18 protein-coding genes and 3 tRNA genes are annotated in these 25,369 nt (G+C 57.5%); 10 read left to right on the top strand and 11 right to left on the bottom strand.

From position 1 onward, the window contains the following. Positions 1 to 117: 117 nt before the first annotated feature. From ptrA to recD, 3 genes are read left to right on the top strand one after another with little or no spacing between them, the layout of a single operon-like run. Entirely contained in the window at positions 118 to 3,000 is a 2,883-nt protein-coding gene (gene ptrA, locus ES815_RS05445; protein ID WP_142486959.1) for a pitrilysin, read from the top strand. Then, entirely contained in the window at positions 2,997 to 6,542 is a 3,546-nt protein-coding gene (recB, locus tag ES815_RS05440) for an exodeoxyribonuclease V subunit beta (protein WP_142486958.1), read from the top strand. Before ptrA ends, recB begins: the two co-directional genes overlap by 4 nt. Continuing rightward, positions 6,539 to 8,359, top strand: a complete 1,821-nt coding sequence (gene recD / locus ES815_RS05435; protein WP_142486957.1) for an exodeoxyribonuclease V subunit alpha — start codon at positions 6,539 to 6,541, stop codon at positions 8,357 to 8,359. Before recB ends, recD begins: the two co-directional genes overlap by 4 nt. A gap of 37 nt (positions 8,360 to 8,396) precedes the next feature. Here the strand turns inward: recD and argA are convergent, their stop codons facing one another. Continuing rightward, positions 8,397 to 9,728: an amino-acid N-acetyltransferase gene (argA, locus tag ES815_RS05430; RefSeq protein ID WP_142486956.1), complete on the bottom strand. Its 1,332-nt coding sequence runs from the start codon at positions 9,726 to 9,728 to the stop codon at positions 8,397 to 8,399. A gap of 229 nt (positions 9,729 to 9,957) precedes the next feature. On the opposite strand from argA, the gene amiC reads away from it, so the two are divergent. Beyond that, positions 9,958 to 11,211: an N-acetylmuramoyl-L-alanine amidase AmiC gene (gene amiC, locus ES815_RS05425; RefSeq protein WP_142486955.1), complete on the top strand. Its 1,254-nt coding sequence runs from the start codon at positions 9,958 to 9,960 to the stop codon at positions 11,209 to 11,211. A gap of 88 nt (positions 11,212 to 11,299) precedes the next feature. Here the strand turns inward: amiC and ES815_RS05420 are convergent. The 3 genes from ES815_RS05420 to ES815_RS05410 all read right to left on the bottom strand — a co-directional run bounded on the left by ES815_RS05420 (position 11,300) and on the right by ES815_RS05410 (position 11,744). Beyond that, positions 11,300 to 11,376: transfer RNA gene (locus ES815_RS05420), tRNA-Met, on the bottom strand. A 43-nt stretch (positions 11,377 to 11,419) separates the two neighbouring features. Continuing rightward, positions 11,420 to 11,496 (bottom strand) — tRNA-Met (locus tag ES815_RS05415). A gap of 171 nt (positions 11,497 to 11,667) precedes the next feature. Further along, positions 11,668 to 11,744 (bottom strand) — tRNA-Met (locus ES815_RS05410). A gap of 207 nt (positions 11,745 to 11,951) precedes the next feature. Between ES815_RS05410 and mltA the strand changes: the two genes are divergently transcribed. Beyond that, positions 11,952 to 13,049 carry a murein transglycosylase A gene (gene mltA / locus ES815_RS05405; RefSeq protein WP_142486954.1) on the top strand — a complete coding sequence of 366 codons (1,098 nt, stop codon included), beginning with the start codon at positions 11,952 to 11,954 and terminating at the stop codon, positions 13,047 to 13,049. 70 nt (positions 13,050 to 13,119) lie between these two features. After that, positions 13,120 to 13,926 carry a tRNA cyclic N6-threonylcarbamoyladenosine(37) synthase TcdA gene (gene tcdA, locus ES815_RS05400; RefSeq protein ID WP_106994438.1) on the top strand — a complete coding sequence of 269 codons (807 nt, stop codon included), beginning with the start codon at positions 13,120 to 13,122 and terminating at the stop codon, positions 13,924 to 13,926. Here tcdA and csdE read toward each other — a convergent pair. Both csdE and csdA read right to left on the bottom strand, forming a co-directional pair. Next, positions 13,917 to 14,357: a cysteine desulfurase sulfur acceptor subunit CsdE gene (csdE, locus tag ES815_RS05395; protein WP_142486953.1), complete on the bottom strand. Its 441-nt coding sequence runs from the start codon at positions 14,355 to 14,357 to the stop codon at positions 13,917 to 13,919. The two genes, tcdA and csdE, sit on opposite strands and share 10 nt — an antisense overlap. Further along, positions 14,354 to 15,562 (bottom strand): cysteine desulfurase CsdA, encoded by a 1,209-nt coding sequence (csdA, locus tag ES815_RS05390; RefSeq protein ID WP_142486952.1) that lies wholly within the window; start codon positions 15,560 to 15,562, stop codon positions 14,354 to 14,356. Before csdA ends, csdE begins: the two co-directional genes overlap by 4 nt. A gap of 192 nt (positions 15,563 to 15,754) precedes the next feature. On the opposite strand from csdA, the gene ES815_RS05385 reads away from it, so the two are divergent. The 4 genes from ES815_RS05385 (at position 15,755) to rlmM (ending at position 18,780) form a co-directional block, all read left to right on the top strand. Beyond that, positions 15,755 to 15,982: a YgdI/YgdR family lipoprotein gene (locus ES815_RS05385; protein WP_032613722.1), complete on the top strand. Its 228-nt coding sequence runs from the start codon at positions 15,755 to 15,757 to the stop codon at positions 15,980 to 15,982. A gap of 349 nt (positions 15,983 to 16,331) precedes the next feature. Further along, positions 16,332 to 17,246, top strand: a complete 915-nt coding sequence (gcvA, locus tag ES815_RS05380) for a glycine cleavage system transcriptional regulator GcvA (RefSeq protein WP_039029917.1) — start codon at positions 16,332 to 16,334, stop codon at positions 17,244 to 17,246. A gap of 45 nt (positions 17,247 to 17,291) precedes the next feature. Further along, entirely contained in the window at positions 17,292 to 17,687 is a 396-nt protein-coding gene (locus ES815_RS05375; protein WP_039029918.1) for a DUF423 domain-containing protein, read from the top strand. Next, positions 17,680 to 18,780, top strand: coding sequence for a 23S rRNA (cytidine(2498)-2'-O)-methyltransferase RlmM (gene rlmM / locus ES815_RS05370; RefSeq protein WP_142486951.1), 1,101 nt, complete (start codon positions 17,680 to 17,682; stop codon positions 18,778 to 18,780). The genes ES815_RS05375 and rlmM overlap by 8 nt, the downstream gene beginning before the upstream one ends. Positions 18,781 to 18,870: 90 nt before the next feature. Here the strand turns inward: rlmM and xni are convergent, their stop codons facing one another. The 5 genes from xni to queF all read right to left on the bottom strand — a co-directional run bounded on the left by xni (position 18,871) and on the right by queF (position 25,328). After that, entirely contained in the window at positions 18,871 to 19,629 is a 759-nt protein-coding gene (xni, locus tag ES815_RS05365) for a flap endonuclease Xni (protein WP_142486950.1), read from the bottom strand. Between the two features lie 113 nt (positions 19,630 to 19,742). After that, positions 19,743 to 21,110 (bottom strand): L-serine ammonia-lyase, encoded by a 1,368-nt coding sequence (locus ES815_RS05360; protein WP_142486949.1) that lies wholly within the window; start codon positions 21,108 to 21,110, stop codon positions 19,743 to 19,745. A 63-nt stretch (positions 21,111 to 21,173) separates the two neighbouring features. After that, the gene (locus ES815_RS05355) at positions 21,174 to 22,463 is read right to left on the bottom strand and encodes an HAAAP family serine/threonine permease (protein WP_142486948.1); all 1,290 of its coding nucleotides are present in this window, start codon (positions 22,461 to 22,463) and stop codon (positions 21,174 to 21,176) included. Between the two features lie 541 nt (positions 22,464 to 23,004). Beyond that, entirely contained in the window at positions 23,005 to 24,369 is a 1,365-nt protein-coding gene (gene ppnN, locus ES815_RS05350; protein ID WP_142486947.1) for a nucleotide 5'-monophosphate nucleosidase PpnN, read from the bottom strand. A gap of 116 nt (positions 24,370 to 24,485) precedes the next feature. Beyond that, positions 24,486 to 25,328, bottom strand: coding sequence for an NADPH-dependent 7-cyano-7-deazaguanine reductase QueF (gene queF, locus ES815_RS05345; RefSeq protein ID WP_142486946.1), 843 nt, complete (start codon positions 25,326 to 25,328; stop codon positions 24,486 to 24,488). Positions 25,329 to 25,369: the final 41 nt, after the last annotated feature.

Below are 25,369 nucleotides of genomic sequence, written 5' to 3'. Positions count from 1 at the left end.
TTTGGGCATTCATTTATGATGCCCATCTTGTCATGGACTGATGTACACCACAAAGAGATGCTGGCCTGCCCGGCACAAAGCGTGTTAATGATGATGTCCGTGATGAAGAGGTAGTGAATGCCAGGCAGCACCTTGTTGAAATCGTTAGTTTTGTTCGTCGCTCTTTGGGCCCCCCTCAGTCAGGCAAATACCGGTTGGCAACCCGTTCAGGAAACGATCCGCAAAAGCGATAAAGATACCCGCGAATATCAGGCGATCCGCCTTGCTAACGGGATGGTCGTGCTGCTGGTTTCCGATCCGCAGGCCGTAAAGTCACTGTCGGCGCTGGTAGTGCCGGTGGGCTCGCTGGAAGATCCTGAATCCCACCCGGGGCTTGCGCACTATCTTGAACATATGACCCTGATGGGCTCAACCAAGTACCCGCAGCCTGACAGCCTGGCCGAATTTTTAAAAATGCACGGTGGTAGCCATAACGCCAGCACCGCGCCGTACCGTACTGCCTTTTATCTTGAAGTTGAAAACGATGCGCTGGAAGGGGCGGTCGATCGCCTTGCGGATGCCATTGCCGCTCCGCTGCTGGATAAAAAATATGCCGATCGCGAACGCAACGCCGTTAATGCCGAGCTGACGATGGCCCGTACCCGGGACGGGATGCGTATGGCACAGGTCAGCGCCGAAACCATTAACCCCGCGCACCCTGGCTCCCGCTTTTCCGGCGGTAATCTTGAAACCCTGAGCGACAAGCCGGGCAGCCCGGTGCTTGATGCGCTGCACGCCTTCCGCGATAAATACTACTCCGCCAATCTGATGAAAGCGGTGGTGTACAGCAACAAACCCCTGCCAGAGCTGGCGAAACTCGCCGCCGATACCTACGGCCGCGTTCCGAATAAAGATATTACCCGCCCGGAAGTCACCGTGCCGGTCGTCACCGATGCGCAGAAAGGCTTAATCATTCACTATGTTCCCGCGATGCCGCGTAAGGTGCTGCGCGTTGAATTCCGCATTGATAACAACACCGCGCAGTTTCGCAGCAAAACCGACGAGCTGGTTAACTACCTGATTGGTAACCGTAGCCCGGACACGCTGTCCGACTGGCTGCAAAAGCAGGGGCTGGTGGAAGGTATCCGCGCGGACTCCGATCCGATCGTCAACGGCAACAGCGGCGTGCTGGCCATCTCCGCCACCTTAACTGATAAAGGTCTGGCCCATCGTGATGAGGTGGTTGCCGCCATTTTCAGCTACTTGTCGCTGCTGCGTGACAAAGGCGTTGATAAACGCTATTTCGACGAGCTGGCCCACGTGCTGGATCTCGACTTCCGTTATCCCTCCATTACCCGCGATATGGACTACGTTGAGTGGCTGGCCGACACCATGATCCGTGTGCCGGTCGAGCATACGCTGGATGCGGTCAATATCGCGGATCGGTACGATGCTGACGCCGTCAAAGCCCGTCTGGCAATGATGACCCCGCAGAACGCCCGTATCTGGTATATCAGCCCGGACGAACCGCACAACAAAACCGCCTACTTTGTAAACGCTGAATATCAGGTGGACAAAATCAGCGAGCAAACTTTTGCCGACTGGCAGAAGCGATCCGCCGCGATTGCGCTCAAGCTGCCGGAGGTGAACCCCTATATCCCGGACGATTTCGCGCTGATCAAACCCACTAAAGAGTATGCAAAACCGCAGCTGATTGTGGACGAGTCTGACCTGCGCGTGGTCTATACCCCGAGCCGCTATTTCGCCAGCGAGCCGAAAGCCAACGTCAGCATGGTACTGCGTAACCCTGCAGCAATGGACAGCGCCAAAAACCAGGTGATGTTTGCCCTGAATGATTATCTGGCCGGCATTGCGCTGGATCAGCTCAGCAACCAGGCCGCCGTGGGCGGGATCGGTTTCTCAACTAACGCCAACAACGGCCTGATGCTTAACGCCAACGGCTACACCCAGCGTCTGCCGCAGCTGTTTAAGGCGTTGCTGGAGGGTTACTTTAGCTACACCGCTACCGAGGATCAGCTGGCGCAGGCCAAATCCTGGTATGCCCAGATGATGGATTCTGCCGAAAAGGGTAAGGCCTTCGATCAGGCCATTATGCCGGTGCAGATGCTGTCGCAGGTGCCTTATTTCCAGCGCGAAGAGCGTCGGGCGCTGCTGCCGTCCATCACCCTTGACGAGGTGATGGCCTATCGTGCGGCGCTGAAAACCAACGCCAGACCGGAGTTTCTGGTGGTCGGCAATATGAGCGAAGATCAGGCGAAAACCCTGGCGCAGGACGTCCGTACTCAGCTGGGGGCGAAGGGAACCGAATGGTGTCGCAACCAGGATGTGCTGGTGGATAAACAGCAGAACGTGATTTTCGAGAAACCCGGCAGCAGCACCGACTCCGCGCTGGCGGCGGTGTTTGTCCCAACCGGCTATGACGAATACGCCAGCTCGGCCTACAGCGCCATGCTCGGACAGATCGTCCAGCCCTGGTTCTACACCCAGTTACGTACCGAAGAGCAGCTGGGCTATGCCGTGTTTGCTTTCTCGATGAACGTGGGCCGCCAGTGGGGGATGGGCTTCCTGCTGCAAAGCAGTGATAAACAGCCGGATTATCTCTGGCAGCGTTTCCAGGCCTTCTTCCCGCAGGCGGAAGCTAAGCTGCGCGCCATGAAGCCAGAAGAGTTTGCTCAGATCCAGCAGGCGGTGATCGCCCAGATTACGCAGCCGCCGCAAACCCTGGCCGAAGAGGCGTCAAAGATCAGCAAAGATTTTGATCGGGGTAATATGCGCTTCGATTCGCATGATAAAGTAGTGGCCGAGATAAAACAGCTCACGCCGCAGAAAGTCGCCGACTTCTTCCACCAGGCGGTGGTTGCCCCGCAGGGGATGGCGATCCTGTCCCAGGTATCGGGTAGTCAGAGTAAAAAAGCTGACGTTGCCCCGCCTGCAGGCTGGACGGTCTGGAAGAGCGTGAGCGCATTGCAGCAATCTTTGCCCAGGAGTAAGAACGAATGACCGATACCGCCGAGTCCCTTGATCCCCTGAGTTTACCGTTACAGGGGGAACGACTGATAGAGGCCTCAGCGGGAACCGGAAAAACCTTTACCATCGCCGCACTCTATCTGCGCCTGCTGCTCGGGCTGGGCGGCAGCGCAGCCTTCAGTCGCCCGCTCAGCGTGGAAGAGCTGCTGGTGGTGACCTTCACCGAAGCCGCGACGGAAGAGCTGCGCGGCCGTATCCGCGCCAACATTCACGAGCTGCGGATCGCCTGCCTGAGACAGAGCACGGACAATCCGCTGTATGCCAGTCTGCTGGACGAGATTGACGACACACAGCAGGCGGCCCAGTGGCTGCTGCTGGCGGAACGGCAGATGGACGAGGCCGCCGTGTTCACTATCCACGGCTTCTGTCAGCGCATGCTCAGCCTGAATGCCTTTGAATCCGGCATGCTCTTCGAGCAGCAACTCATCGAAGATGAATCCCTGTTGCGCTACCAGGCGTGCGCCGACTTCTGGCGTCGTCACTGCTATCCTCTGCCTCGCGATATTGCCGAAGCGGTACACGCTCTCTGGAAAGGGCCGGAAGAGTTACTCCGGTCCATCGATCGTTACCTGCAGGGTGAAGCCCCGGTAATTAAATCCCCCCCGCCTGCGGACGAAACCCTGGCCTCTCGCCATGAGAAGATCGTCGGCCTCATCGCCACCATGAAGCAGCAGTGGTCCGGCAGCGTGGGGGAAATCGACGCGATTATTGAACGTTCCGGTATCGATCGGCGCAAGTTCAACCGCGGCAACCAGGCAAAATATATTGAACGCGTCACGGCCTGGGCCCAGGAAGAGAAGCACAGCTACCAGCTCCCTGACGCGCTGGAAAAGTTCTCACAAACGTTCCTGGCGGAGCGCACAAAAGCGGGCGGCGAGGTGCCGGAACACCCGCTGTTTGTCGCCATCGATACTCTGCTGGCTGAGCCATTGACCCTGAACGATCTGATGATCACCCGCGCGCTGGCAGAGATCCGCGCAGCAGTCGCGCGCGAAAAGCGCCGTCGCGGCGAGCTGGGTTTTGACGATATGCTCAGCCGCCTCGATGAGGCGCTGAACAGCGACAATGGCGACGCGCTGGCCGCGGCCATCCGCGGCCGTTTTCCGGTGGCGATGATCGATGAATTCCAGGATACCGACCCCCAGCAGTACCGGATTTTCCGGCGGATCTGGCGTCAGCAGCCTGACACCGCGCTGCTGCTGATTGGCGACCCGAAGCAGGCGATCTATGCGTTCCGTGGGGCGGATATCTTTACCTATATGAAGGCCCGTGGCGAAGTTGCCGCGCACTATACGCTGGATACCAACTGGCGCTCGGCACCCGGTATGGTAGAAAGCGTCAATACCCTCTTTTCACAGATGAACGACGCCTTCATGTTCCGTGAAATCCCCTTCCTGCCGGTCAAATCCGCCCCGAGAAACGCCGGGCTGCGCTTTGAGCTCCGGGGGGAGTTCCAGCCAGCGATGAACGTCTGGCTGATGGAGGGCGAGGGGTGCGGCGTCGGGGATTACCAGGCCTTTATGGCCCAGCACTGCGCGGCGCAAATCCGCGACTGGCTGAGCGCCGGGGTGCGCGGTGAAGCCATTCTGCACCGGGGCGACGAGGCCCGGCCGGTGAGAGCATCGGACATTACGGTGCTGGTGCGCAGTCGTCAGGAGGCGGCGCTCGTCCGCGACGCGCTGACGCTGCTGACCATCCCCTCGGTCTATCTCTCCAACCGCGACAGCGTGTTTGAAACCCTCGAAGCCCAGGAGATGCTCTGGCTGCTGCAGGCGGTGCTGGCGCCCGAGCGTGAAAGCATCCTGCGCAGCGCGCTGGCAAGCTCAATGCTCGGTCTTAACGCCCGGGACATCGACATGCTGAATAACAGTGAAACCCTCTGGGATGAGGCGGTGGAAGAGTTTACCCGCTATCGCGAACGCTGGCAGAAGCGGGGCGTGATGGCGATGCTGCGCGACATCATGGCGCAGCGCAATATTGCCGAAAATATGCTGGCCACCGCGGGGGGCGAACGCCGTCTGACCGATATTTTGCACATCAGCGAGTTGCTCCAGGAGGCGGGAACGCAGCTTGAGAGCGAGCACGCTCTGGTGCGCTGGCTGGCGCAGCATATTGCCGAACCCAACAGCAATGCCTCAAGCCAGCAGATGCGCCTCGAAAGCGACAAACATCTGGTCAAAATCGTCACCATTCACAAATCGAAAGGGCTGGAATACCCCCTGGTCTGGCTGCCTTTTATTGCCAACTACCGGGTGCAGGATCAGGCGTTTTACCACGATCGCAACACCTTTGAAGCCGTACTTGACCTCAGCAAGGCGGAGGACAGCGTCGAGCTGGCCGAAGCCGAGCGGCTGGCGGAAGATTTGCGCCTGCTGTATGTGGCCCTGACCCGCTCGGTCTGGCACTGCAGCCTGGGCGTCGCGCCGCTGTTCCGTCGTCGTGGCGACAAGGCCGGTGACAGCGATTTCCACCTCAGCGCGCTCGGACGCTTGATCCAGCGCGGCGAGCCAAAAGACGCGGCCGGGCTGCGCCAGTGCCTGGAAACCCTGTGCAATGACCACATTGCGCTGCAGGTGGCCGGGGTGGCCGATACCGCCCGCTGGCATATGCCGGAGTCGGCGATGCCGGATCTGCAGGCGCGGCAGGTGGCTCGCGTGCTGTTTGACGACTGGCGGGTCACCAGCTACTCCGGGCTGCAGCAGCGCGGGCACAGTATCGCCCAGGATCTGATGCCGCGCCTCGACGTTGATGCCGCAGGCACAGGCGAGGTGGTACAGGAGCCGGAGCTGACGCCGCACCAGTTCCCGCGCGGTGCCTCGCCAGGCACCTTTTTACACAGCCTGTTTGAAGCGCTCGATTTTACCCAACCCGTCTCCCCGGAGTGGACGCTGGAGATGCTGCAGAAAGGCGGGTATGACGCCCGCTGGGAGCCGGTCCTGACCCACTGGATCAACCAGGTACTGCAGACGCCGCTCCATGAAGAGGGGATCTCCCTGAGCCAGCTTTCAGCCGCCGATAAACAGGTTGAGATGGAGTTTTATCTGCCGATCGCCGGGCCGCTTACCGCCGATGCGCTGGATGCGCTGATCCGCGAGCACGATCCGCTGTCGCGTGACTGCCCGCCGCTCGACTTTCGCCAGGTGCGCGGCATGCTGAAAGGCTTTATTGACCTGGTATTCCGCCATAATGGCCGCTACTACCTGCTCGACTATAAGTCCAACTGGCTGGGGGAAAACGGCGAGGCCTATACCCCGCAGGCAATGGCCCGTGCGATGCAGTCCCACCGCTACGATCTGCAGTACCAGCTCTACACCCTGGCGCTGCACCGTTATCTGCGCCACCGTATTGCCGATTATGACTATCAGCAGCATTTCGGTGGGGTGATCTACCTGTTTTTACGCGGCGTGGACGGCAGTTCGCCGGGGGCCGGTTGCTTTGCCACCCGCCCGAGTGAAATTTTAATCAATCAAATGGATAGCTTGTTTTCTGCAAGCCAAGAGGAGCTTGTGTCATGACGATGCAGGAATTATTGCTGGAGGCCGTGGAACAGCGCGTATTGCGTCGTCTGGATGTACAGTTTGCGATGATGGTGGCCGGGAACGATGAACCCTCGGTGATGCTGGCGACGGCGATCTTAAGCCGGGATACCGGAGAGGGGCATGTCTGTTTGCCGCTGTCCCGTCTGCAGGCAGAGGCTAAAACCGCCGCGCTGCAGGCCTGTTTTGCCCTGCATGATGAAACCCTGGACTGGTCCGCCACGCTGATGCGTTCGCGCGCAGTGAGCGCAGGGGACGAGCCAACGCCGCTGGTGCTGGTGGGCGAGCGCCTCTACCTCAACCGGATGTGGCGCTACGAGCGGGCCGTGGCCGGTTTCTTTAGCGAAGCCAATCAGCCTTTGCCCCATGACAGTGCCGACGTTCAGCGTACCCTGAACGCATTGTTCACCTCTGACGAAGCCGTTAACTGGCAAAAGGTGGCGGCGGCGGTGGCGTTAACGCGGCGTATCTCGGTGATTTCCGGCGGCCCGGGCACCGGTAAAACCACCACCGTCGCCCGCCTGCTGGCGGCGCTGATCCAGATGGCGGGAGAGGAGAAGTGCCGTATCCGGCTGGCGGCCCCGACCGGTAAAGCCGCCGCCCGTCTCACCGAGTCGCTGGGCGGCGCGCTGCAACAGCTTCCGCTGACCGACATTCAGCGTAAGCGCTTCCCGACCGAAGCCAGTACCCTGCACCGTTTGCTCGGCGCCCAGCCGGGCAGCCAGCGTCTGCGTTACCATGCCGGTAACCCGCTGCATCTGGATGTGCTGGTGGTGGATGAAGCCTCGATGATTGACCTGACCATGATGTCTCGTCTGATTGATGCCCTGCCGCCTCATGCCAGGGTGATCTTCCTTGGCGATCGCGATCAGCTGGCCTCCGTCGAAGCGGGCGCCGTGCTGGGCGATATTTGTACCTGGGCCAGCGCCGGTTTTACCGTGCAGCGTGCCCAGGAGCTGGCCGGCATGACCGGATGCCAGATGGAAGGCAACGTCAGCCCGGTGGCGGGCGCCCTGCGCGACAGCCTCTGCCTGCTGCAAAAAAGCTACCGTTTCGGCAGCGACTCCGGCATCGGGCAGCTGGCGGCAGCGGTCAACCGTGGCGATCGTCACGCGCTCCGCTCGGTGTTTGACGGCACGTTCAGCGATATCGAGAAAAAGCAGCTCCAGAGTGGGGAAGAGTATCTGGTGATGCTGGAGGATGCCCTGCAGGGATATCACCATTTTCTCGACCGGGTGCAACACCAGGCCTCCGAAGAAGAGATTCTGGCGGCCTTTGGCGGCTACCAGCTGCTGTGTGCCTTACGGGACGGCCCCTTTGGCGTGGCCGGGCTCAACGAAAGGCTGGAGCAGGTGCTGATGCAAAAGCGCCGCATCAGCCGTCAGCCGCATTCGCGCTGGTATGAAGGACGCCCGGTAATGATTTCGCGCAACGACAGTGCGCTGGGCCTGTTTAACGGGGATATCGGGATTGCGCTGGATCGGGGGCAGGGGCTGCGCGTCTGGTTCCAGATGCCGGATGGCAGCCTGAAGTCCGTACAGCCGAGCCGACTGCCGGAGCATGAAACCGCGTGGGCGATGACGGTGCATAAATCTCAGGGCTCTGAGTTCGATCATGCGGCGCTGATCCTGCCTACCCAGATGTCCCCGGTAGTCACCCGGGAGCTGGTCTATACGGCCATTACCCGGGCCCGTCGGCGGTTGTCGCTATATGCGGATGACGGCGTGCTGGTGCAGGCCGTTACTACCCGTACGGAACGGCGCAGTGGCCTGAGTGCGATTTTTGAAGCCTTGTAATTTATTCCCTCTCCCCATGGGGAAAGGGTCAGGGGGCTTAACCTAAATCCGCCATCAGCACCTTCGAGCGACGCTGATAGTTGTACATCTCTTTCTTGGTTTCCGGCAGGGAATCAATGTCCACCGGCGTAAAGCCGCGTTCCTGGAACCAGTGAATGCTGCGGGTAGTCAGCACAAAGAGTTTACTCAGCCCCTGCTGCCGGGCCTGAACGGCAATCCGCTCCAGCAACACCTCGCCGCGCGACGAACTGCGGTAGTCAGGATGCACCGCCACGCAGGCCATTTCACCAATCTTCTCTTCCGGGAAGGGATAGAGCGCCGCACAGGCGATGGTGAGGTTGTCGCGCTGAATAATGGTGAACTTGTCGATCTCCATCTCCAGCTGCTCACGGGAGCGACGCACCAGGATCCCCTGCTGCTCCAGGGGGCGAATCAGCTCCAGAATGCCGCCGATGTCGTTGATGGTGGCGCGACGGATCTGCTCGGCGCTCTCCATCACAATCTGCGTCCCGATACCGTCGCGGGAGAACAGCTCCTGCAACAGGGCACCGTCTTCCTGGTAGCTGATCAGGTGGCTGCGGCGCACGCCGCTGCGGCAGGCTTTGATGGCGCCGCGCAGGAAACGCACGGTGCCAGAGTAGTAATCCCCCTGTTCCTCAAGCGCTTCGACCCGCGCCTGGGCTTCGTTAGGAAACAGCTCAGAGACGATATTCCCCAGCTCGTTAGTGACGCCCTGTGAAGAGCAGAAACCGATCATTTTTTCGGCTTTCAACTTGATCGCCAGCTGGGTGGCAATCTCTTCTGAGGTGAGGTTAAAGCTTTCGCCGGTCACGGAGACGGCGACCGGGCCGGTCAGCACAATCGCACCGCCGTCGAGCTGGCGGTGGATCGCCTCTTCATCGATACGGCGAATACGTCCGCTGTGGCAATAATCCACCCCGTCATCCACGCCAAGCGGCTGAGCGATAATAAAATTGCCACTCACCACGTTGATGTGCGCTCCCTGCAGCGGAGTGTTGTTGAGGCTCATCGACAGCCGCGCGGTAATGTCCAGCTGCAGCAGACCGGCGGCCTGCTTCACCAGCTCCAGCGTTTTGGCGTCGGTAACGCGGGTATGTTTATGGTAGATCGGCTCGTGATGATGCGCGGCCAGATTGGCTTCAATCTGCGGGCGGGCACCATAAACGACAACAAGGCGAATACCCAGGCTGTGCAGCAGGCCGATGTCATTGACTATGCTGGAGAAGTTCTCATGCTCAATGGCTTCGCCGCCGAGCATAATGACGAACGTCTTTCCCCGGTGGGTGTTGATATAGGGAACAGAATGACGGAATCCCTGGACCAGTTCGATTCTACGTTCCTTCACCACGGCATAACCCCTCAATGAATGTTTATTCGCAATTTTTGTATTTTTATTCGAATATGCCCCTGCGCGCAAGCCAAAATTTTCGGCGAAGCAAAGAAAACATTCAGGGAAGTAATCGTTAACGCATGATTGTTTACCCTTTTAAGGATGACAGGTTATGCATCATTCGCTAAAGTTTTCGGTCAATTTGGACGTTATGAGAAGTTATTCGATATCTTTGCTCGGGAGAAGCATGTCGGGATCCAGTAAAGCATTAAGTCGTCGCCGCCTGTTACAAGGGGCCGGGGCAATGTGGTTGCTTAGCGTAAGTCAGGTAGGGCTTGCCGCCGTCAGTCAGGTGGTGGCGGTACGTGTCTGGCCAGCGTCGACCTATACACGCGTGACGGTCGAGTCCAACCGGGTGCTGAACTATAAGCAATTCGCCCTGAGTAATCCGGAGCGGGTGGTGGTGGATATCGAAGGGGTGAACCTCAATTCAGTCCTCAAAGGGATGAGCGCCCAGATCCGTGGCGACGATCCTTTTATCAAGTCCGCACGGGTAGGGCAGTTTGATCCGAAAACCGTGCGCATGGTGTTTGAGCTTAAGCAGAACGTAAAGCCGCAGCTGTTTGCCCTGGCACCGGTGGCCGGATTTAAAGAGCGTCTGGTGATGGATCTCTATCCGGCCAACGCGACGGACATCCAGGATCCTCTGCTGGCGTTGCTGGAGGATTACAACAAAGGCGATCTTGAGAAGCAGGTTCCGCCTGCGCAAAGTGGTCCGCAGCCGGGCAAAGCCGGGCGCGACCGCCCGATTGTGATCATGCTCGATCCGGGCCATGGCGGGGAAGACTCCGGCGCGGTGGGCAAATACCGCACGCGGGAAAAGGACGTAGTGTTGCAGATCGCCCGCCGCCTGAAGGCGTTGATCGACAGAGAAGGCAACATGCGCGCTTACATGACGCGTAATGAGGACGTCTTTATTCCGCTGAAAGTTCGCGTGGCGAAAGCGCAAAAGCAGCGCGCGGATCTGTTTATCTCGATCCATGCGGATGCCTTTACCAGCCGTCAACCGAGCGGTTCATCGGTGTTTGCGCTGTCGACCAAAGGGGCAACCAGTACGGCTGCAAAGCTTCTGGCAGATTCGCAAAACGCCTCTGACCTGATCGGCGGCGTCAGTAAGAGCGGCGATCGCTACGTCGACCATACGATGTTTGATATGGTGCAGTCGCTGACCATCACCGACAGCCTGAAGTTTGGTAAAGCGGTGCTGGGTAGACTGGGTAGGGTTAATAAGCTGCATAAAAACAGCGTCGAACAGGCCGGGTTCGCGGTACTGAAGGCGCCGGATATCCCGTCGATTCTGGTGGAAACCGCGTTTATCAGTAACGTGGAAGAGGAGCGTAAGCTCAAAACGGCCGCCTTCCAGCAGGAGGTAGCGGAGTCGATACTGGCGGGGATTAAGGCCTATTTCTCGGATGGGGCGACGCTCGCCAGACGAGGATAATCAGGGATGCCGGGTTTATGCCCGGCAAAAGGGCAAACTGCAGATACAAAAAAACACCCGAATGGGTGTTTATTGTTTTCAGAAGTGTTGGTTGCGGGGGCCGGATTTGAACCGACGACCTTCGGGTTATGAGCCCGACGAGCTACCAGGCTGCTCCACCCCGCGTCCGTCATTCTACTTTGTAGAATCTTACTTCTTTAAATTTGATTGGTTGCGGGGGCCGGATTTGAACCGACGACCTTCGGGTTATGAGCCCGACGAGCTACCAGGCTGCTCCACCCCGCGTCCGTCTTTTTGCTTCGTATTTCAAACCACATCTGCGTTGGCTTTCCTCGTTCACCTCAGTCACTTACTGGAGTAAGCTCCTAAGGATTCACTGCGTCGCCGCCTTGCTGTGCTTCGAACTACTTCGCAAAAACTTCTACAGTTGTAGAAGATACTTCATCAAATTTTAATTGGTTGCGGGGGCCGGATTTGAACCGACGACCTTCGGGTTATGAGCCCGACGAGCTACCAGGCTGCTCCACCCCGCGTCCGTGGAAGCGCACTATACTCTGCTGACTTTTTGTTGCAACCCTTTTTCGTAAAAATCACCAAATTAGGTGTTGATTGTACGCTCCGCCGACAGTTCGACTGTTTTTTGCGCAAAATTTGCGTGAGGGGAGGTAATCGCATTTCAATACCCCTGCCGGTTTGTTATCTTCATTGCGCAGAATCGGGCAACTTGAAGACGGGATATAATGAAAGGACGTTGGGCGAAGTATCTGATGACGGGCGCGATGGTAGCAATCCTTGCTGCCTGCTCCTCCAAACCGACCGATCGCGGTCAGCAATATAAAGACGGGAAACTGACCCAGCCTTTCTCTTTAGTGAATCAGCCGGACGCCGTGGGCGCGCCCATCAACGGCGGCGACTTCGCAGAACAGGTGAGCCAGATCCGTACCGCATCACCGCGATTGTACGGTTCGCAGAACGCCGTATATAACGCGGTGCAGGACTGGTTACGCGCCGGGGGCGATACCCGCACCATGCGCCAGTACGGCCTCGACGCCTGGCAGATGGAGGGCACCGATAACTACGGTAACGTCCAGTTTACCGGCTACTACACCCCGGTGGTGCAGGCGCGCCATACCGCGCAGGGTGAGTTTAAATACCCTATTTACCGCATGCCGCCAAAACGTGGCCGCCTGCCGTCCCGCGCTGAGATCTATTCCGGTGCATTGAGCGACAGCTACATTCTGGCCTACAGTAATTCGCTGATGGATAACTTCATCATGGATGTGCAGGGTAGCGGTTATATCGACTTTGGCGACGGCAGCCCGCTTAACTTCTTCAGCTATTCCGGTAAAAATGGCCATGCTTACCGCAGTATCGGTAAGGTGCTGATCGATCGCGGGGAAGTGAAACGCGAAGATATGTCGATGCAGGCGATCCGCGAGTGGGGCGAGAAGCACAGCGAATATGAAGTGCGCGAACTGCTCGAGCAGAACCCCTCATTTGTCTTCTTTAAGCCGCAAAACTTTGCCCCGGTGAAAGGCGCGAGCGCGGTACCGCTGATTGGCCGCGCCTCGGTGGCCTCTGACAAGACGGTGATCCCGCCGGGCACCACGCTGCTGGCAGAAGTGCCGACGCTGGATCACAACGGGAAATTCTCCGGTCAGTATGAATTGCGTCTGATGGTGGCGCTGGACGTGGGCGGAGCTATCAAAGGCCAGCACTTCGACATCTATCAGGGGATTGGCCCCGATGCCGGCCACCGTGCAGGCTGGTATAACCATTACGGACGCGTGTGGGTGCTGAAAAGCGCAGCAGGCGCAGGCAACGTGTTTAGCGGCTGAGTGTGGTAATATTGACGCTATGTTTTCCGGGGTGAGGGGCAACTCTCACCCTTTTTACATCTGAGGTCCTATGTCTGTGGTAATGAGCGAAGCCTGGCGCCAGCGTTTTGGTGGCACCGCGCGTTTATATGGTGAAAAAGCCCTGCAACTGTTTGCCGATGCGCACGTCTGCGTGGTCGGGATTGGTGGCGTCGGCTCATGGGCGGCGGAAGCGCTGGCACGAACCGGGATCGGCGCCATTACGCTTATTGACATGGATGATGTCTGCGTCACCAACACCAACCGGCAGATCCACGCCCTGCGCGACAGCGTCGGGCTGGCGAAATCCGAGGTGATGGCGGATCGCATTCGCCAGATCAATCCGGAATGCCGCGTCACCGTGATCGATGATTTCGTAACGGCCGATAACGTTGCCCAGTACATGGGAGCCGGCTACAGCTACGTGATTGACGCCATCGACAGCGTGCGCCCGAAAGCGGCGCTAATCGCCTGGTGTCGTCGCAATAAAGTGCCGCTGGTGACCACCGGCGGGGCGGGCGGGCAGATCGACCCGACGCAGATCCAGGTGACCGACCTGGCGAAAACCATTCAGGATCCGCTGGCGGCCAAGCTGCGCGAGCGCCTGAAAAGCGATTTTGGGGTGGTGAAAAACAGCAAAGGCAAGCTGGGGATTGACTGCGTATTCTCCACGGAAGCGCTGGTTTATCCGCAGGCGGACGGCTCAGTCTGCGCCATGAAGAGCACCGCGGAAGGGCCAAAACGGATGGACTGTGCCTCCGGGTTTGGCGCGGCCACCATGGTGACCGCCACCTTTGGCTTTATCGCCGTGTCTCACGCCCTGAAAAAGATGATGGCAAAGGCGGAACGTCAGGCCTGACGCGCCGCCTCCAGCACCGCCTCACTCAGCGCAGTCAGCCCCTGGCTGCGCGAGGCGCTCAGCTGGCCGCGTAACCCAAGTGCATCAAACAGCGCCAGCGGGCTTTCGCTAAGGATCTGCGCGGCGCTTTTTCCCTCTATCGCCGTCAGCAGCACGGCCAGCAATCCGCGTACAATGCGGCCTTCGCTGTCGCCATAAAAGTGCAGCTTATCCCCGACGGGCGTCATCCCAAGCCAGACGCGGTTCTCACAGCCGGGGATCTCCTTCGCCTGCGCCTTCAGTTCATCGGACAGCGCGGGCAGCTGCTTACCGAGCAGGATTAGCTGGCGATACTTGTCTTCCCACTGGGTCAGCGGGGCGAAGGTCTGTTTTAACGTCTCTTCAGTGATGACGGTGCCGAACGGGTGTCCGGCGAGAGTTGGGCTTGTCATTCATCCACCAGTAAAGCAAGGGCGCGATCGACGGCGGCAACCAGCGCGTCGACGTCGCTTTGGGTGTTATAGGGGGCAAACGAGACGCGCAGCGTGCCGTTAACGCCTAGCGCCGCCAGCAGCGGCTGGGCGCAGTGCTGCCCGGCGCGCAGAGCAATACCGTATCCCGCCAGCAGCGTTACCATGTCGCTGTGATGCACTCCGGCAAAATCGAACGCCAGCAGGCTCGAATCCTGGACGCGGAAAGAGCGAAAACCGGGACGCTTTTTTAGCGCTTCTTCGGCCAGCGTTGCCAGCCCGCGGCTCCAGCTCTCCGCCTGCTGCAGATCGACCTCCGCCAGCCACTCCAGCGCCGCACTCAGGCCAATCACCCCGGCGACGTTGGGCGTCCCGGCTTCCAGGCGATACGGCACCGCCTGAGTTTTGAAGCCGTCGAAGCTCACCTCGGTGATCATCTTGCCGCCGCCGAGCCACGGGGTCATCTGTTCCAGCAGCTCCGCTTTACCATACAGCGCGCCAATCCCGGTCGGCCCGTACAGCTTATGTCCGGAGAAGGCATAGAAGTCGATATCCAGCTGCTGCACGTCCGCCGGAAAATGCACCACTCCCTGTGCGCCATCGACTACCACCACCATGCCGCTGGCATGGGCGAGCTGAATGGCGCGGGCCAGGTCCGGGCAGCCGCCGGTAACGTTGGACATCTGCCCCAGCGCGAGGATACGGCTGCGCGGAGTGATAAATTCAGGCAAGCGGGCGACATCAGCTAATAAATCGGCCCCCAGGGGGAGCTTCACTACCCGCGCGCCGGTCTGCTCGGCCACCATCAGCCACGGCACCAGATTGGCGTGATGTTCCGCCTCGCTGACGATGATTTCGTCGCCTGGCTGGAGGCGTGGACGGGCATAACATTGCGCCACCATATTGATGGCCTCGGTGGTGCCCCGCGTCCAGACAATATTTTTACCGCTTTCGGCATTAAGCAACTGCGCGACCTGATCGCGGGCTGCTTCATAGCGCGCGGTTAAGCGTTGCGCCTCGGCAAACTGGCTGCGATGCACATTGCCTGCGCTCAGGCTGTAAAACTGATTCGTGGCCTCGATCACCGCCTGAGGCTTGAGGGCTGTCGCGGCGCTATCAAGATAGACGCCGGCATCGGCCAGCGCCGGGAACTGCGCGCGAAAATGGGCAGGGCTGAATGCGTTCATGGAATTCCTCTTCATCGTGAATAGATCGTCGCGCAAATTCAGCGGCAGGGCAAGGAGGTTGATCTCTATCGGAATTGTCTGTTTATCCTGGCGTAACAGACGAAGCAGGTTATGCTGAAATAGTGTCAGGAGAATGTTTTAGCCTGTTATGAAACACGCTTTTAATAGCATTAATTGCTAAAGGAGAAGAAGATGAAAAAGACTATCGCAATTGCCTCTGCCTGTATGCTGACTTTTGCCCTGAGCGCCTGTTCCGGTAATAACTATGTGATGCACACCAACGATGGCCGCTCTATCGTCTCTGAAGGTAAGCCGCAAACCGATAATGATACCGGCATGATCTCGTATAAGGATGCGAACGGGAATAAACAGCAGATCAACCGCAGCGACGTGAAAGAGATGGTTGAGCTGGACCACTAACGGAATTGCAGACAAAAAAAAGCACCGCAATTGGGCGGTGCTACATTAATCACTATGGACAGACAGGGTAAATGTACAGGAAGTGAAAAATTGGTAGCGTCGCTACCGAGGTCTGAATCGCAGACCAATTGCAAACACAACAACACAACATCACAACCGTAAGCCAAAAGCCCTTCAGAACACGCATTCCAAAAAAAGCTTTTCGTTCCGGCTCAGGAAGTGCCGCCACTATAGGTATTTGCTGGTAGTTACTCAACGGACAATTTATAATGGCTCAGATAAAAAAAACTAATAGGTTAAACGTTGTTTCCTGTTTGTTAAAAGCCGTTAACATCTAAGCCAGATAACCATGTCCAAGCGATTACCACCTCTTAATGCATTACGTGTATTTGATGCTGCCGCCCGCCATTTAAGCTTCACGCGCGCGGCCGATGAGCTTTTTGTGACTCAGGCCGCAGTAAGTCATCAAATCAAGTCCCTTGAGGATTTTCTGGGCCTCAAGCTGTTCCGCCGCCGCAATCGTTCCCTGCTTCTGACGGAAGAGGGGCAGAGCTATTTTCAGGATATTAAAGAGATATTTTCCCAGCTGACGGAAGCGACGCGTAAGTTACAGGCGCGCAGTGCCAAAGGGGCGCTGACGGTCAGTTTATTGCCCAGTTTTGCCATTCAGTGGCTGGTGCCGAGGCTCTCAAGCTTTAACTCAGCTTATCCGGGAATTGACGTCCGAATCCAGGCCGTCGACCGTCAGGAGGACAAGTTGGCCGACGACGTTGACGTAGCGATTTTCTATGGCCGCGGCAACTGGCCAGGGCTGCGTGTCGAAAAATTGTACGCGGAGTATTTGCTGCCGGTCTGCTCGCCACTACTCTTAACGGGCGAAAAAGCGTTAAAGGCACCGGAAAACCTGGCGCAGCATACGCTTTTACATGATGCTTCTCGCCGCGACTGGCAAACTTATACCCGCCAGCTTGGTCTTAACCATATAAACGTGCAGCAGGGCCCCATCTTCAGCCACAGTGCGATGGTGTTACAGGCTGCCATCCACGGACAGGGCGTGGCGTTGGCTAACAACGTTATGGCGCAGTCCGAAATTGAGGCCGGCCGCCTGGTCTGCCCCTTTAATGATGTTCTGGTCAGTAAGAACGCTTTTTATCTGGTTTGTCATGACAGTCAGGCAGAACTGGGTAAAATAGCCGCGTTTCGCCAGTGGATCCTGGCAAAGGCGGCCAACGAGCAAGAAAAATTCCGCTTTCGGTACGAGTAACACTTTCTTTTGCGCGCAGGACGCGCATAACTTCAGGACAGAAACATGACCAGCCGTTTTATGCTGATTTTTGCCGCGGTGAGTGGCTTTATTTTTGTTGCCCTGGGCGCCTTTGGCGCACATGTCTTACGCAAATCATTGGGTGTGGTGGAGATGGGCTGGATCCACACCGGTCTGGAATATCAGGCGTTCCATACCCTGGCGATCTTCGGATTAGCCGTGGCGATGCAGCGCCGGATCAGTATCTGGTTTTACTGGAGCAGCGTATTTATGGCGCTGGGCACCGTGCTCTTCAGCGGTAGCCTGTACTGCCTTGCGCTGTCGCATTTACGCCTGTGGGCGTTTGTTACCCCGGTCGGCGGCGTCAGCTTCCTGGTCGGGTGGGTATTAATGTTAATCGGTTCGTTCCGTCTGAAACGCAAGGGCGTTGTTCATGAATAAAGTTGTCTTATATTGTCGCCCGGGCTTTGAAAAAGAGTGTGCTGCGGAGATCACTGATAAAGCCGCGAAGCGCGAAGTGTTTGGTTTTGCCCGCGTGAAAGAGAACGCGGGCTATGTTGTTTTCGAATGCTATCAGGCAGATGACGCGGAAAAACTGGTGCGCGATCTGCCGTTTAGCTCGCTGATTTTTGCCCGTCAGATGTTTGTCGCGGGTGAACTTCTGAAAGATCTTCCGCCTGAAGATCGCATTACGCCGATTGTTGGCATGCTGCAGGGCGTGGTGGAGAAGGGTGGCGAGCTGCGCGTTGAAGTTGCCGACACCAACGAAAGCAAAGAGCTGATGAAGTTCTGTCGCAAATTCACCGTGCCGCTGCGCGCGGCACTGCGTGAGGCGGGTGTGTTGACCAACTACGAGACACCAAAACGTCCCGTGGTGCATATCTTCTTTATCGCCCCAGGCTGCTGCTATACCGGTTATTCGTACACCACCAATAACTCGCCGTTCTTTATGGGCATCCCACGTCTGAAGTTCCCGTCTGATGCCCCAAGCCGTTCAACGCTGAAACTTGAAGAGGCGTTTCACGTCTTTATTCCCGCTGATGAGTGGGACGAACGCCTGGCAAACGGTATGTATGCGGTCGATCTCGGCGCCTGTCCGGGCGGCTGGACCTATCAGCTGGTGAAACGCAACATGTGGGTTTCCTCCGTCGATAACGGCCCGATGGCACAAAGCCTGATGGATACCGGACAGGTGACCTGGCTACGTGAAGATGGTTTCCGCTACCGCCCAACCCGCAACAACATCTCCTGGATGGTGTGCGACATGGTAGAGAAGCCAGCGAAAGTGGCGGCCCTGATGGCCTCCTGGCTGGTCAACGGCTGGTGTCGTGAGACCATTTTTAACCTCAAGCTGCCAATGAAAAAGCGCTATGAGGAGGTCTCGCAGAACCTGGCCTACATTCAGGAGCAGATGGATGAGCACGGTATTAACGTGGTGATTCAGGCGCGCCAGCTGTACCACGATCGCGAAGAAGTCACCGTGCATATCCGCCGCTGGTGGGCTGCTGTCGGTGGGCGTCGCGACGAGAGATAACCTTTGTAACGCCCGGTGGCGCTACGCTTACCGGGCCTACAACAACCTTCGTCCGTAGGCCCGGTAAGCATCGCGCCACCGGGCATGAACTCACACTCGATCTAATCGTAGCTGCTGCAGATTCCCGTCTAACTGTAAATCGATCTGCAACCGCGCCACGTCCCGGCAGATAAACGCCATCTCTTTATGCGCTTCCAGTTTTTTGCGCCACTTCTCCGGCACCGCATCCAGACGGGCGTAAATCCCTTCCAGATCCTGAAAATCGGTCAGCAGTTGGGCCGCGCTTTTCGGGCCAATCCCGGCAACGCCTGGTACTTTAGAGCTGCTGATCCCCGCCAGCCCCCAGTAATCCGGCAGTTGCTGCGGCGAGACGCCAAACTCACTGGCGATAAAGGGGGCGTCGAGCCAGCGTTTCTGGAAATAGTCGCGGATGCGAATGTTGGGAGAAAGCAGCTGGCAGTAGCCCTTGTCGGTCGAGACAATGGTGGCCTGATGCCCGGCGCTGGCAACTTTTACCGCCAGCGTGGCGGCCAGATCGTCGGCTTCGTTGCCCTGGGCCCCCCAGCAGGGAACCCCGCGCTGTTCAAAAGCGGCGCGAATGGCGGGCATTTCGGCGTGCAGATCGTCCGGCATGGGCGCGCGCCCGGCTTTGTAATCCGGCAGGCGCTGATGTCGCCAGCTGCTGTTACGGGCTTCATCGTCAAACACGGCGACCACGTGACTGGGCTGGCTGTGGCGAATAAGCTGCTCCAGCGCATGCAGGCAGGTATCCTTGCAGGGCGTGCCCTGAACCGCGTGGATGCGCCGGATAAGGTTCAGCGCGTCGACAATAAGCAAATGAACGGCCACAGATTTTCTCCCTTCTGTTCAGTCAAATAAGGGTAACACTGTCGGCGGGGGGAAACTACGTGTGGCGGGGCGTTCGGGAAGGAGCCTCGCAAAACAAGGCTCCTTTTTTGCACTTAGTCGCAGGCGACAATCTTCATCGCCAGACCGCCGCGGGAGGTTTCGCGGTATTTGGCGTTCATGTCTTTCCCGGTCTCATACATGGTTTCGATCACTTTATCGAGGCAGACGCGCGGCTCGCTGGTACGGCGCAGCGCCATACGCGCGGCGTTGACCGCCTTGACGGAGGCAATGGCGTTACGCTCGATGCAGGGCACCTGTACCTGACCGGCTACCGGATCGCAGGTCAGACCGAGGTTATGCTCCATCCCGATCTCCGCCGCAATGCAGACCTGCGTCGGGCTACCGCCCAGCAGCTCCGCCAGACCCGCCGCCGCCATGGAGCAGGCCACGCCTACTTCGCCCTGGCAGCCCACTTCCGCGCCGGAGATAGAGGCGTTCATCTTGTACAGCGAGCCAATAGCGCTGGTGACCAGCAGATAGCGGGCCAGCGAGTTAGCATTCACTTCGCGAATAAATTTGTCGTAATAGGCCAGCACTGCCGGAACGATGCCGCAGGCACCGTTGGTTGGTGCGGTAACCACGCGGCCACCCGCGGCGTTCTCTTCGTTCACCGCCAGCGCGAACATATTGATCCAGTCCACCACCGCCATCGGGTCGCTGGTGGTTTTGTCGCTGCTGACCAGCATGCGGCGCAGGGCGGCAGCACGTCGCGGGACGCGCAGTTTGCCCGGCAGAACGCCCTCGGTAGTGATACCGCGTTCAATACCGCCGCGCATCACCTCCCAGACGTTAGCAAAGTGCTGTTCCAGCTCCGCTTTGCTATGCAATGCCAGCTCGTTTTGCATCATCAGGCCGGAGAGTGACAGACCGCTCTCCTGGCAATGGCGCTGGAGATCGGCCGCCGATTTATACGGATAAGGGACCGCAACAGGTGCGCTGTCGCTCTGCCCAAAGTGGTCTTCGTCGACGATAAAACCGCCGCCGATGGAGTAATAAGTTTGGCTGTAAATCACCTTGTCGCCTGCCAGCGCGGTGATCCGCATGCCGTTTTCGTGCAGCGACAGGTTGTCGGCATGGAAATTCATGCAGCGATCAACCGGGAATTCAACTTCATGTTCACCCTTCGCCAGCAGCAAGCGGCTGTGGGTGTTAACGTCCTGGATAAAGCCCGGGATGGCATCAATGTCGACGCTATCCGGCAGGTTGCCCGCCAGGCCCATAATAATGGCGATATCGGTATGGTGGCCTTTGCCGGTCAGCGACAGGGAGCCGTAAACATCCACCACCACGCGGGTTGTGTCGTGCAGCATTCCGCGTGCAATAAGATCGTCCGTGAACTGTTTACCGGCTTTCATCGGCCCGACGGTGTGCGAGCTGGATGGACCAATACCAATTTTGAAAATATCGAAAACGCTAATCATGATGCGTCCGTTGCTTTACGTCTTGGGAGAAGAGTGCGCCGTCCGAAGACGGCGCGGGAGGAATTAAGCGAACAGCGAGAAGAAGATAGCGGAGATAGCAATCAGACCCATAATCACAACGAAGACGTTGCTGATCTGGCCGCTGTATTTACGCATCGCTGGCACTTTCTGAATCGCGTACATCGGCATCAGGAACAGGATCATCGCGATAACCGGGCCGCCCAGGGTTTCGATCATCCCGAGGATGCTCGGGTTCAGGGTGGCAACCGCCCAGGTGGTCAGCAGCATGAACAGAGCAGTGATCTTGTTCAGCTTGTTGATTTCAATGCTCTTGCCTTTACCGCGCAGAGATTTAATCACCATGCCGTTAAAGCCTTCACGTGCGCCCAGGTAGTGGCCGAGGAAGGATTTGGTAATCGCGATAATGGCGATGATTGGCGCCATCCAGGCAATGACCGGTGCGTTAAAGTGGTTCGCCAGGTAAGACAGGATAGAGATGTTCTGCTCTTTCGCTGCCGCCAGATCCGCCGGAGCAAGGCTCAGTACGCAGCTGAAGACGAAGAACATCACGGTCAGCACCATCATCACGTGAGCGCGAGCCAGGATGCTGGAACACTTCTTCTCGGCACCCTGACCGTACTCTTCACGCTTCGCAACCGCGAAGGAGGAGATGATCGGGGAGTGGTTGAAGGAGAAGACCATTACCGGGATTGCCAGCCACAGGGTCATCCACAGGCCGTTGCCGGTCGCAGACGCGCTGCTCAGGGAGAGGGTTTCCAGCGCCGCGCCGTTCCACTGTGGGATCAGGTAGCAGGCCAGCACCATCAGAGCGATAACGAACGGGAACACCAGCACGCTCATCGCCTTCACAATCATCTGCTCACCGAAGCGCACGATGGTCATCATGCCGACAATCAGGATCAGCGACAGAATGGCGCGCGGCGGCGGGGTCATGCCCAGCTGGTGGGTCATGAAGCTGTCAACGGTGTTGGTGATCGCCACGCTATAAACCAGCAGGATTGGATAGATAGCAAAGAAGTAGAGCAGGGTAATCAGTTTACCGGCGCCAACACCGAAATGTTCTTCAACGACTTCGGTGATGTCTTCGCCCGGGTTTTTACCAGAAAGCACAAAACGGGTCAGGCCGCGGTGTGCAAAGTAGGTCATCGGGAAGGCAATGATCGCCATGATGATCAGCGGAATTAAGCCGCCCACACCTGCGTTAATAGGAAGGAAAAGAACACCAGCGCCGATTGCTGTGCCGTACAGGCCGAGCATCCACATGGTATCTGTTTTACGCCATCCGCTTCGGGTTTCAATCGAAGCAACGGTGCTGGTTTGAGTGGTTTCCATTGTGTCTCCAGGAAGTAGCTAATGTCAGGTTTCTGGTCAAATTCGATGCAAAAAGGGCTAATCGTAATATGAAATTCGCTCAGCGACGGTTTTTATATAATTTTTCTCCGTAACTATTGGCGGGCGGAAAGATACATTTTAGTAATGGATCTATCAGTGATCCCGATCTCAAATGCGATAATCCACTTATGATGTGGGTATCTTTAGACCATTTGTCTGCTAAGAAAACGTCAGGACGAATTTCTGGGCGCGAAGGCTACCATTAACGATATGTGGCGAGATAGATCCGCCTGAAAGATAGGAGGCATACGCTGTAAAAGCGTCGGTTTATAGGATTTTTTCATGCTTTATGGCATTTGTGGCTAATAAATCACGCTCCGGGAAACAACGTAATCGTTTGCGTGGCGTTATAAAATAGCAAAAAGATAAGTAATAGTGATGTTGCAAACCAGGCCATGTGGCTGAAGGTAATAAAAAAGCCGGGAGGAGAAGGGCCATTCCCGGCGGGGGAGAGAGCCCGGCATGCGAGCCGGGCGGGTCGTTACGCAGAAATCTCGTAACAGGGGATATAGGCAGAGCCGGGAAGCTTCATACGGTGCTGAGCGACGAAGCCCTGCAGCAGATCGTCCATGCGGCGCATCATTTCGCGATCGCCATGGATTTTATAGGGGCCAAACTCTTCAATGGCCTGGATGCCCACCTCTTTCACATTACCGGCGACGATGCCCGAGAAGGCGCGACGCAGATCGGCGGCCAGCACTTCAACTGGCTGATCGGGATAGAGTTTCAGGTTGGCCATGTTTTCGTGCGACGGCTCAAACGGGATCTGTAGATCCGGTGAAATGCGGATCGACCAGTTAAAGCTGTAGGCATCCCCGGTATCACGGCGGTTCTCTTTTACCAGCGGCATGGCCTTTTTCATCAGGCGCGCCACTTCCGCGGCATCATCGATGATGATGCGATAGTGACGGCGTGCCGTCTCGCCCAGGGTATGCACGATGAATTCATCCAGCACGCGGAAGTAGTCTGCGCTCTCTTTCGGCCCGGTCAGGATCAGCGGCAGGACCTGATCCTGGTTGGCCGGATGCATCAGAATACCCAGCAGATAGAGCAGCTCTTCTGCCGTACCCACCCCGCCCGGGAAGATGATGATCCCGTGTGCGATACGCACAAACGCCTCCAGACGTTTCTCAATGTCCGGCATGATGATCAGTTCGTTAACCAGCGGATTCGGCGGCTCAGCGGCAATGATTGACGGCTCAGTCATGCCGATGAAACGGCCCTCTTTATAGCGCTGCTGGGCATGACCCACCGCCGCACCCTTCATCGGCGCTTCCATCGCACCCGGACCACAGCCGGTGCAGATGTTCAGCTCGCGCAGCCCCAGCTGGGTGCCCACGCGACGGGCGTAGAGGTATTCGGTTTCGTTAATGGAGTGACCGCCCCAGCACACCACCATGCTTGGGGCTTCGCCCACGTGCAGGGCGCGGGCGTTGCGCAGAATAGAGAACACCAGGTTGGTGATATGGGCCGAGCTTTCCAGGTTCAGATGCTGAAAACGACCAGCGTTACTGATCTGACCATTCACAAACAGGATATCGCGCAGTACGGCAAACAGGTTGGCCTGCAACGCGCGAATAATGCGCCCGTCAACAAAGGCATCTTCCGGTGGGTTAATCAGCTCCAGCTTCACGCCACGTTCGCGGCGCAGAACGTTAATATCAAAGCTTTCAAAGCGGGACAGCAGCTCTTTGCTGTTGTCGGTGAGGCTACCGGAGTTCAGAACGGCAAGTGAACAGTTGCGAAACAATTGATAAAGATCGCTGCTGGCCGTGCTCTTGAGCATGTCCACTTCCAGCTGCGACAACATATCCATTGAGCCAAGCGGGCTTATATGTGTAATCAAGTGAGCTCCTTACGGGACGTTTATCGTCTTTCCCTGCTGATTACAATAGCCCTGGCTTATGACCTTTCACAACCCAAAGCGCGGAACGGACCGCGCATATTGTGAATTTATTTATCTTACTGACGGACTAAACGACCGATCGCCGGAACAAAATCGCCGTTGCTGCGCCACGGATTGATATCCAGTCCGCCACGGCGGGTATAGCGGGCATAAACGCTCAGCGTCTCTGGCTGGCAGAAATGCAGAATGTCGTTAAAGATGCGCTCCACGCACTGCTCGTGGAACTCATTGTGGTTACGGAAGGAGACCAGGTAGCGTAGCAGCTTCTCGCGATCGATTTTCGCGCCGCTATACTGGATCTGTACCGAACCCCAGTCAGGCTGATGGGTGATAAGGCAGTTGGATTTCAGCAGGTGGCTGACCAGCGTCTCTTCTACCAGGTTGCCGCTGGCGGCGTTTTCCAGCCAGGCGGTATCAAACTGGTAGTTGTCGATTTCGATCTCCTGATCGTCAATGCAGGTGCCGTGGAAGTGGGCGATCGGCTGGCCTTCCAGCTCGTCAATGCGGTAGAGGGCAACGGTTACTTTCCCCTGCGCGCAGGCGCTCAGGTCGCGTTCCAGCGTGAGCTGCACCGCTTCCCAGCTCTCAAAGCGAGTCTGGTTGAAGCTGTTGAGGTAGAGCTTGAAGCTTTTAGACTCCACCAGATTGACGCTGGTGTAATCCAGTTCAACGTGGCCCACCGCCACCTGCGGTAAGCCGTGGGCGTTAAGCCAGGAGAGCTCATACAGCGTCCAGATATCGCCGCCGTGAAAGGGCAGGCTATCGGCTTTCAGCCCCAGCGGATCGCGGTTAAGACTGCGCGGTACCCCCTGTAACAGGCTGGCGTCGTAGGTGTCGCGATAGGCGGTGGTTTTGCCCAAGGTTAAGCCCGATAAGGCATCATGATTTTCGTAAGACATGTTTCGTTGTCACTTTAAAGGTAAACTATGCAGCTGAGTGT

It is taken from the genome of Leclercia adecarboxylata (assembly GCF_006874705.1).
GTDB classification, from domain to species: domain Bacteria; phylum Pseudomonadota; class Gammaproteobacteria; order Enterobacterales; family Enterobacteriaceae; genus Enterobacter; species Enterobacter adecarboxylatus_C.
This window is presented reverse-complemented; position numbering and strand designations above follow the sequence as displayed.

What these genes read in the sequence shown, in the direction of transcription:
- ptrA (WP_142486959.1), top strand. Translation starts at nt 118, where the DNA reads ATGCCAGGCAGCACCTTGTTGAAATCGTTAGTTTTGTTCGTCGCTCTT.
- recB (WP_142486958.1), top strand. Translation starts at nt 2,997, where the DNA reads ATGACCGATACCGCCGAGTCCCTTGATCCCCTGAGTTTACCGTTACAG.
- recD (WP_142486957.1), top strand. Translation starts at nt 6,539, where the DNA reads ATGACGATGCAGGAATTATTGCTGGAGGCCGTGGAACAGCGCGTATTG.
- amiC (WP_142486955.1), top strand. Translation starts at nt 9,958, where the DNA reads ATGTCGGGATCCAGTAAAGCATTAAGTCGTCGCCGCCTGTTACAAGGG.
- mltA (WP_142486954.1), top strand. Translation starts at nt 11,952, where the DNA reads ATGAAAGGACGTTGGGCGAAGTATCTGATGACGGGCGCGATGGTAGCA.
- tcdA (WP_106994438.1), top strand. Translation starts at nt 13,120, where the DNA reads ATGTCTGTGGTAATGAGCGAAGCCTGGCGCCAGCGTTTTGGTGGCACC.
- csdE (WP_142486953.1), bottom strand. Translation starts at nt 14,357, where the DNA reads ATGACAAGCCCAACTCTCGCCGGACACCCGTTCGGCACCGTCATCACT.
- csdA (WP_142486952.1), bottom strand. Translation starts at nt 15,562, where the DNA reads ATGAACGCATTCAGCCCTGCCCATTTTCGCGCGCAGTTCCCGGCGCTG.
- ES815_RS05385 (WP_032613722.1), top strand. Translation starts at nt 15,755, where the DNA reads ATGAAAAAGACTATCGCAATTGCCTCTGCCTGTATGCTGACTTTTGCC.
- gcvA (WP_039029917.1), top strand. Translation starts at nt 16,332, where the DNA reads ATGTCCAAGCGATTACCACCTCTTAATGCATTACGTGTATTTGATGCT.
- ES815_RS05375 (WP_039029918.1), top strand. Translation starts at nt 17,292, where the DNA reads ATGACCAGCCGTTTTATGCTGATTTTTGCCGCGGTGAGTGGCTTTATT.
- rlmM (WP_142486951.1), top strand. Translation starts at nt 17,680, where the DNA reads ATGAATAAAGTTGTCTTATATTGTCGCCCGGGCTTTGAAAAAGAGTGT.
- ES815_RS05360 (WP_142486949.1), bottom strand. Translation starts at nt 21,110, where the DNA reads ATGATTAGCGTTTTCGATATTTTCAAAATTGGTATTGGTCCATCCAGC.
- ES815_RS05355 (WP_142486948.1), bottom strand. Translation starts at nt 22,463, where the DNA reads ATGGAAACCACTCAAACCAGCACCGTTGCTTCGATTGAAACCCGAAGC.
- queF (WP_142486946.1), bottom strand. Translation starts at nt 25,328, where the DNA reads ATGTCTTACGAAAATCATGATGCCTTATCGGGCTTAACCTTGGGCAAA.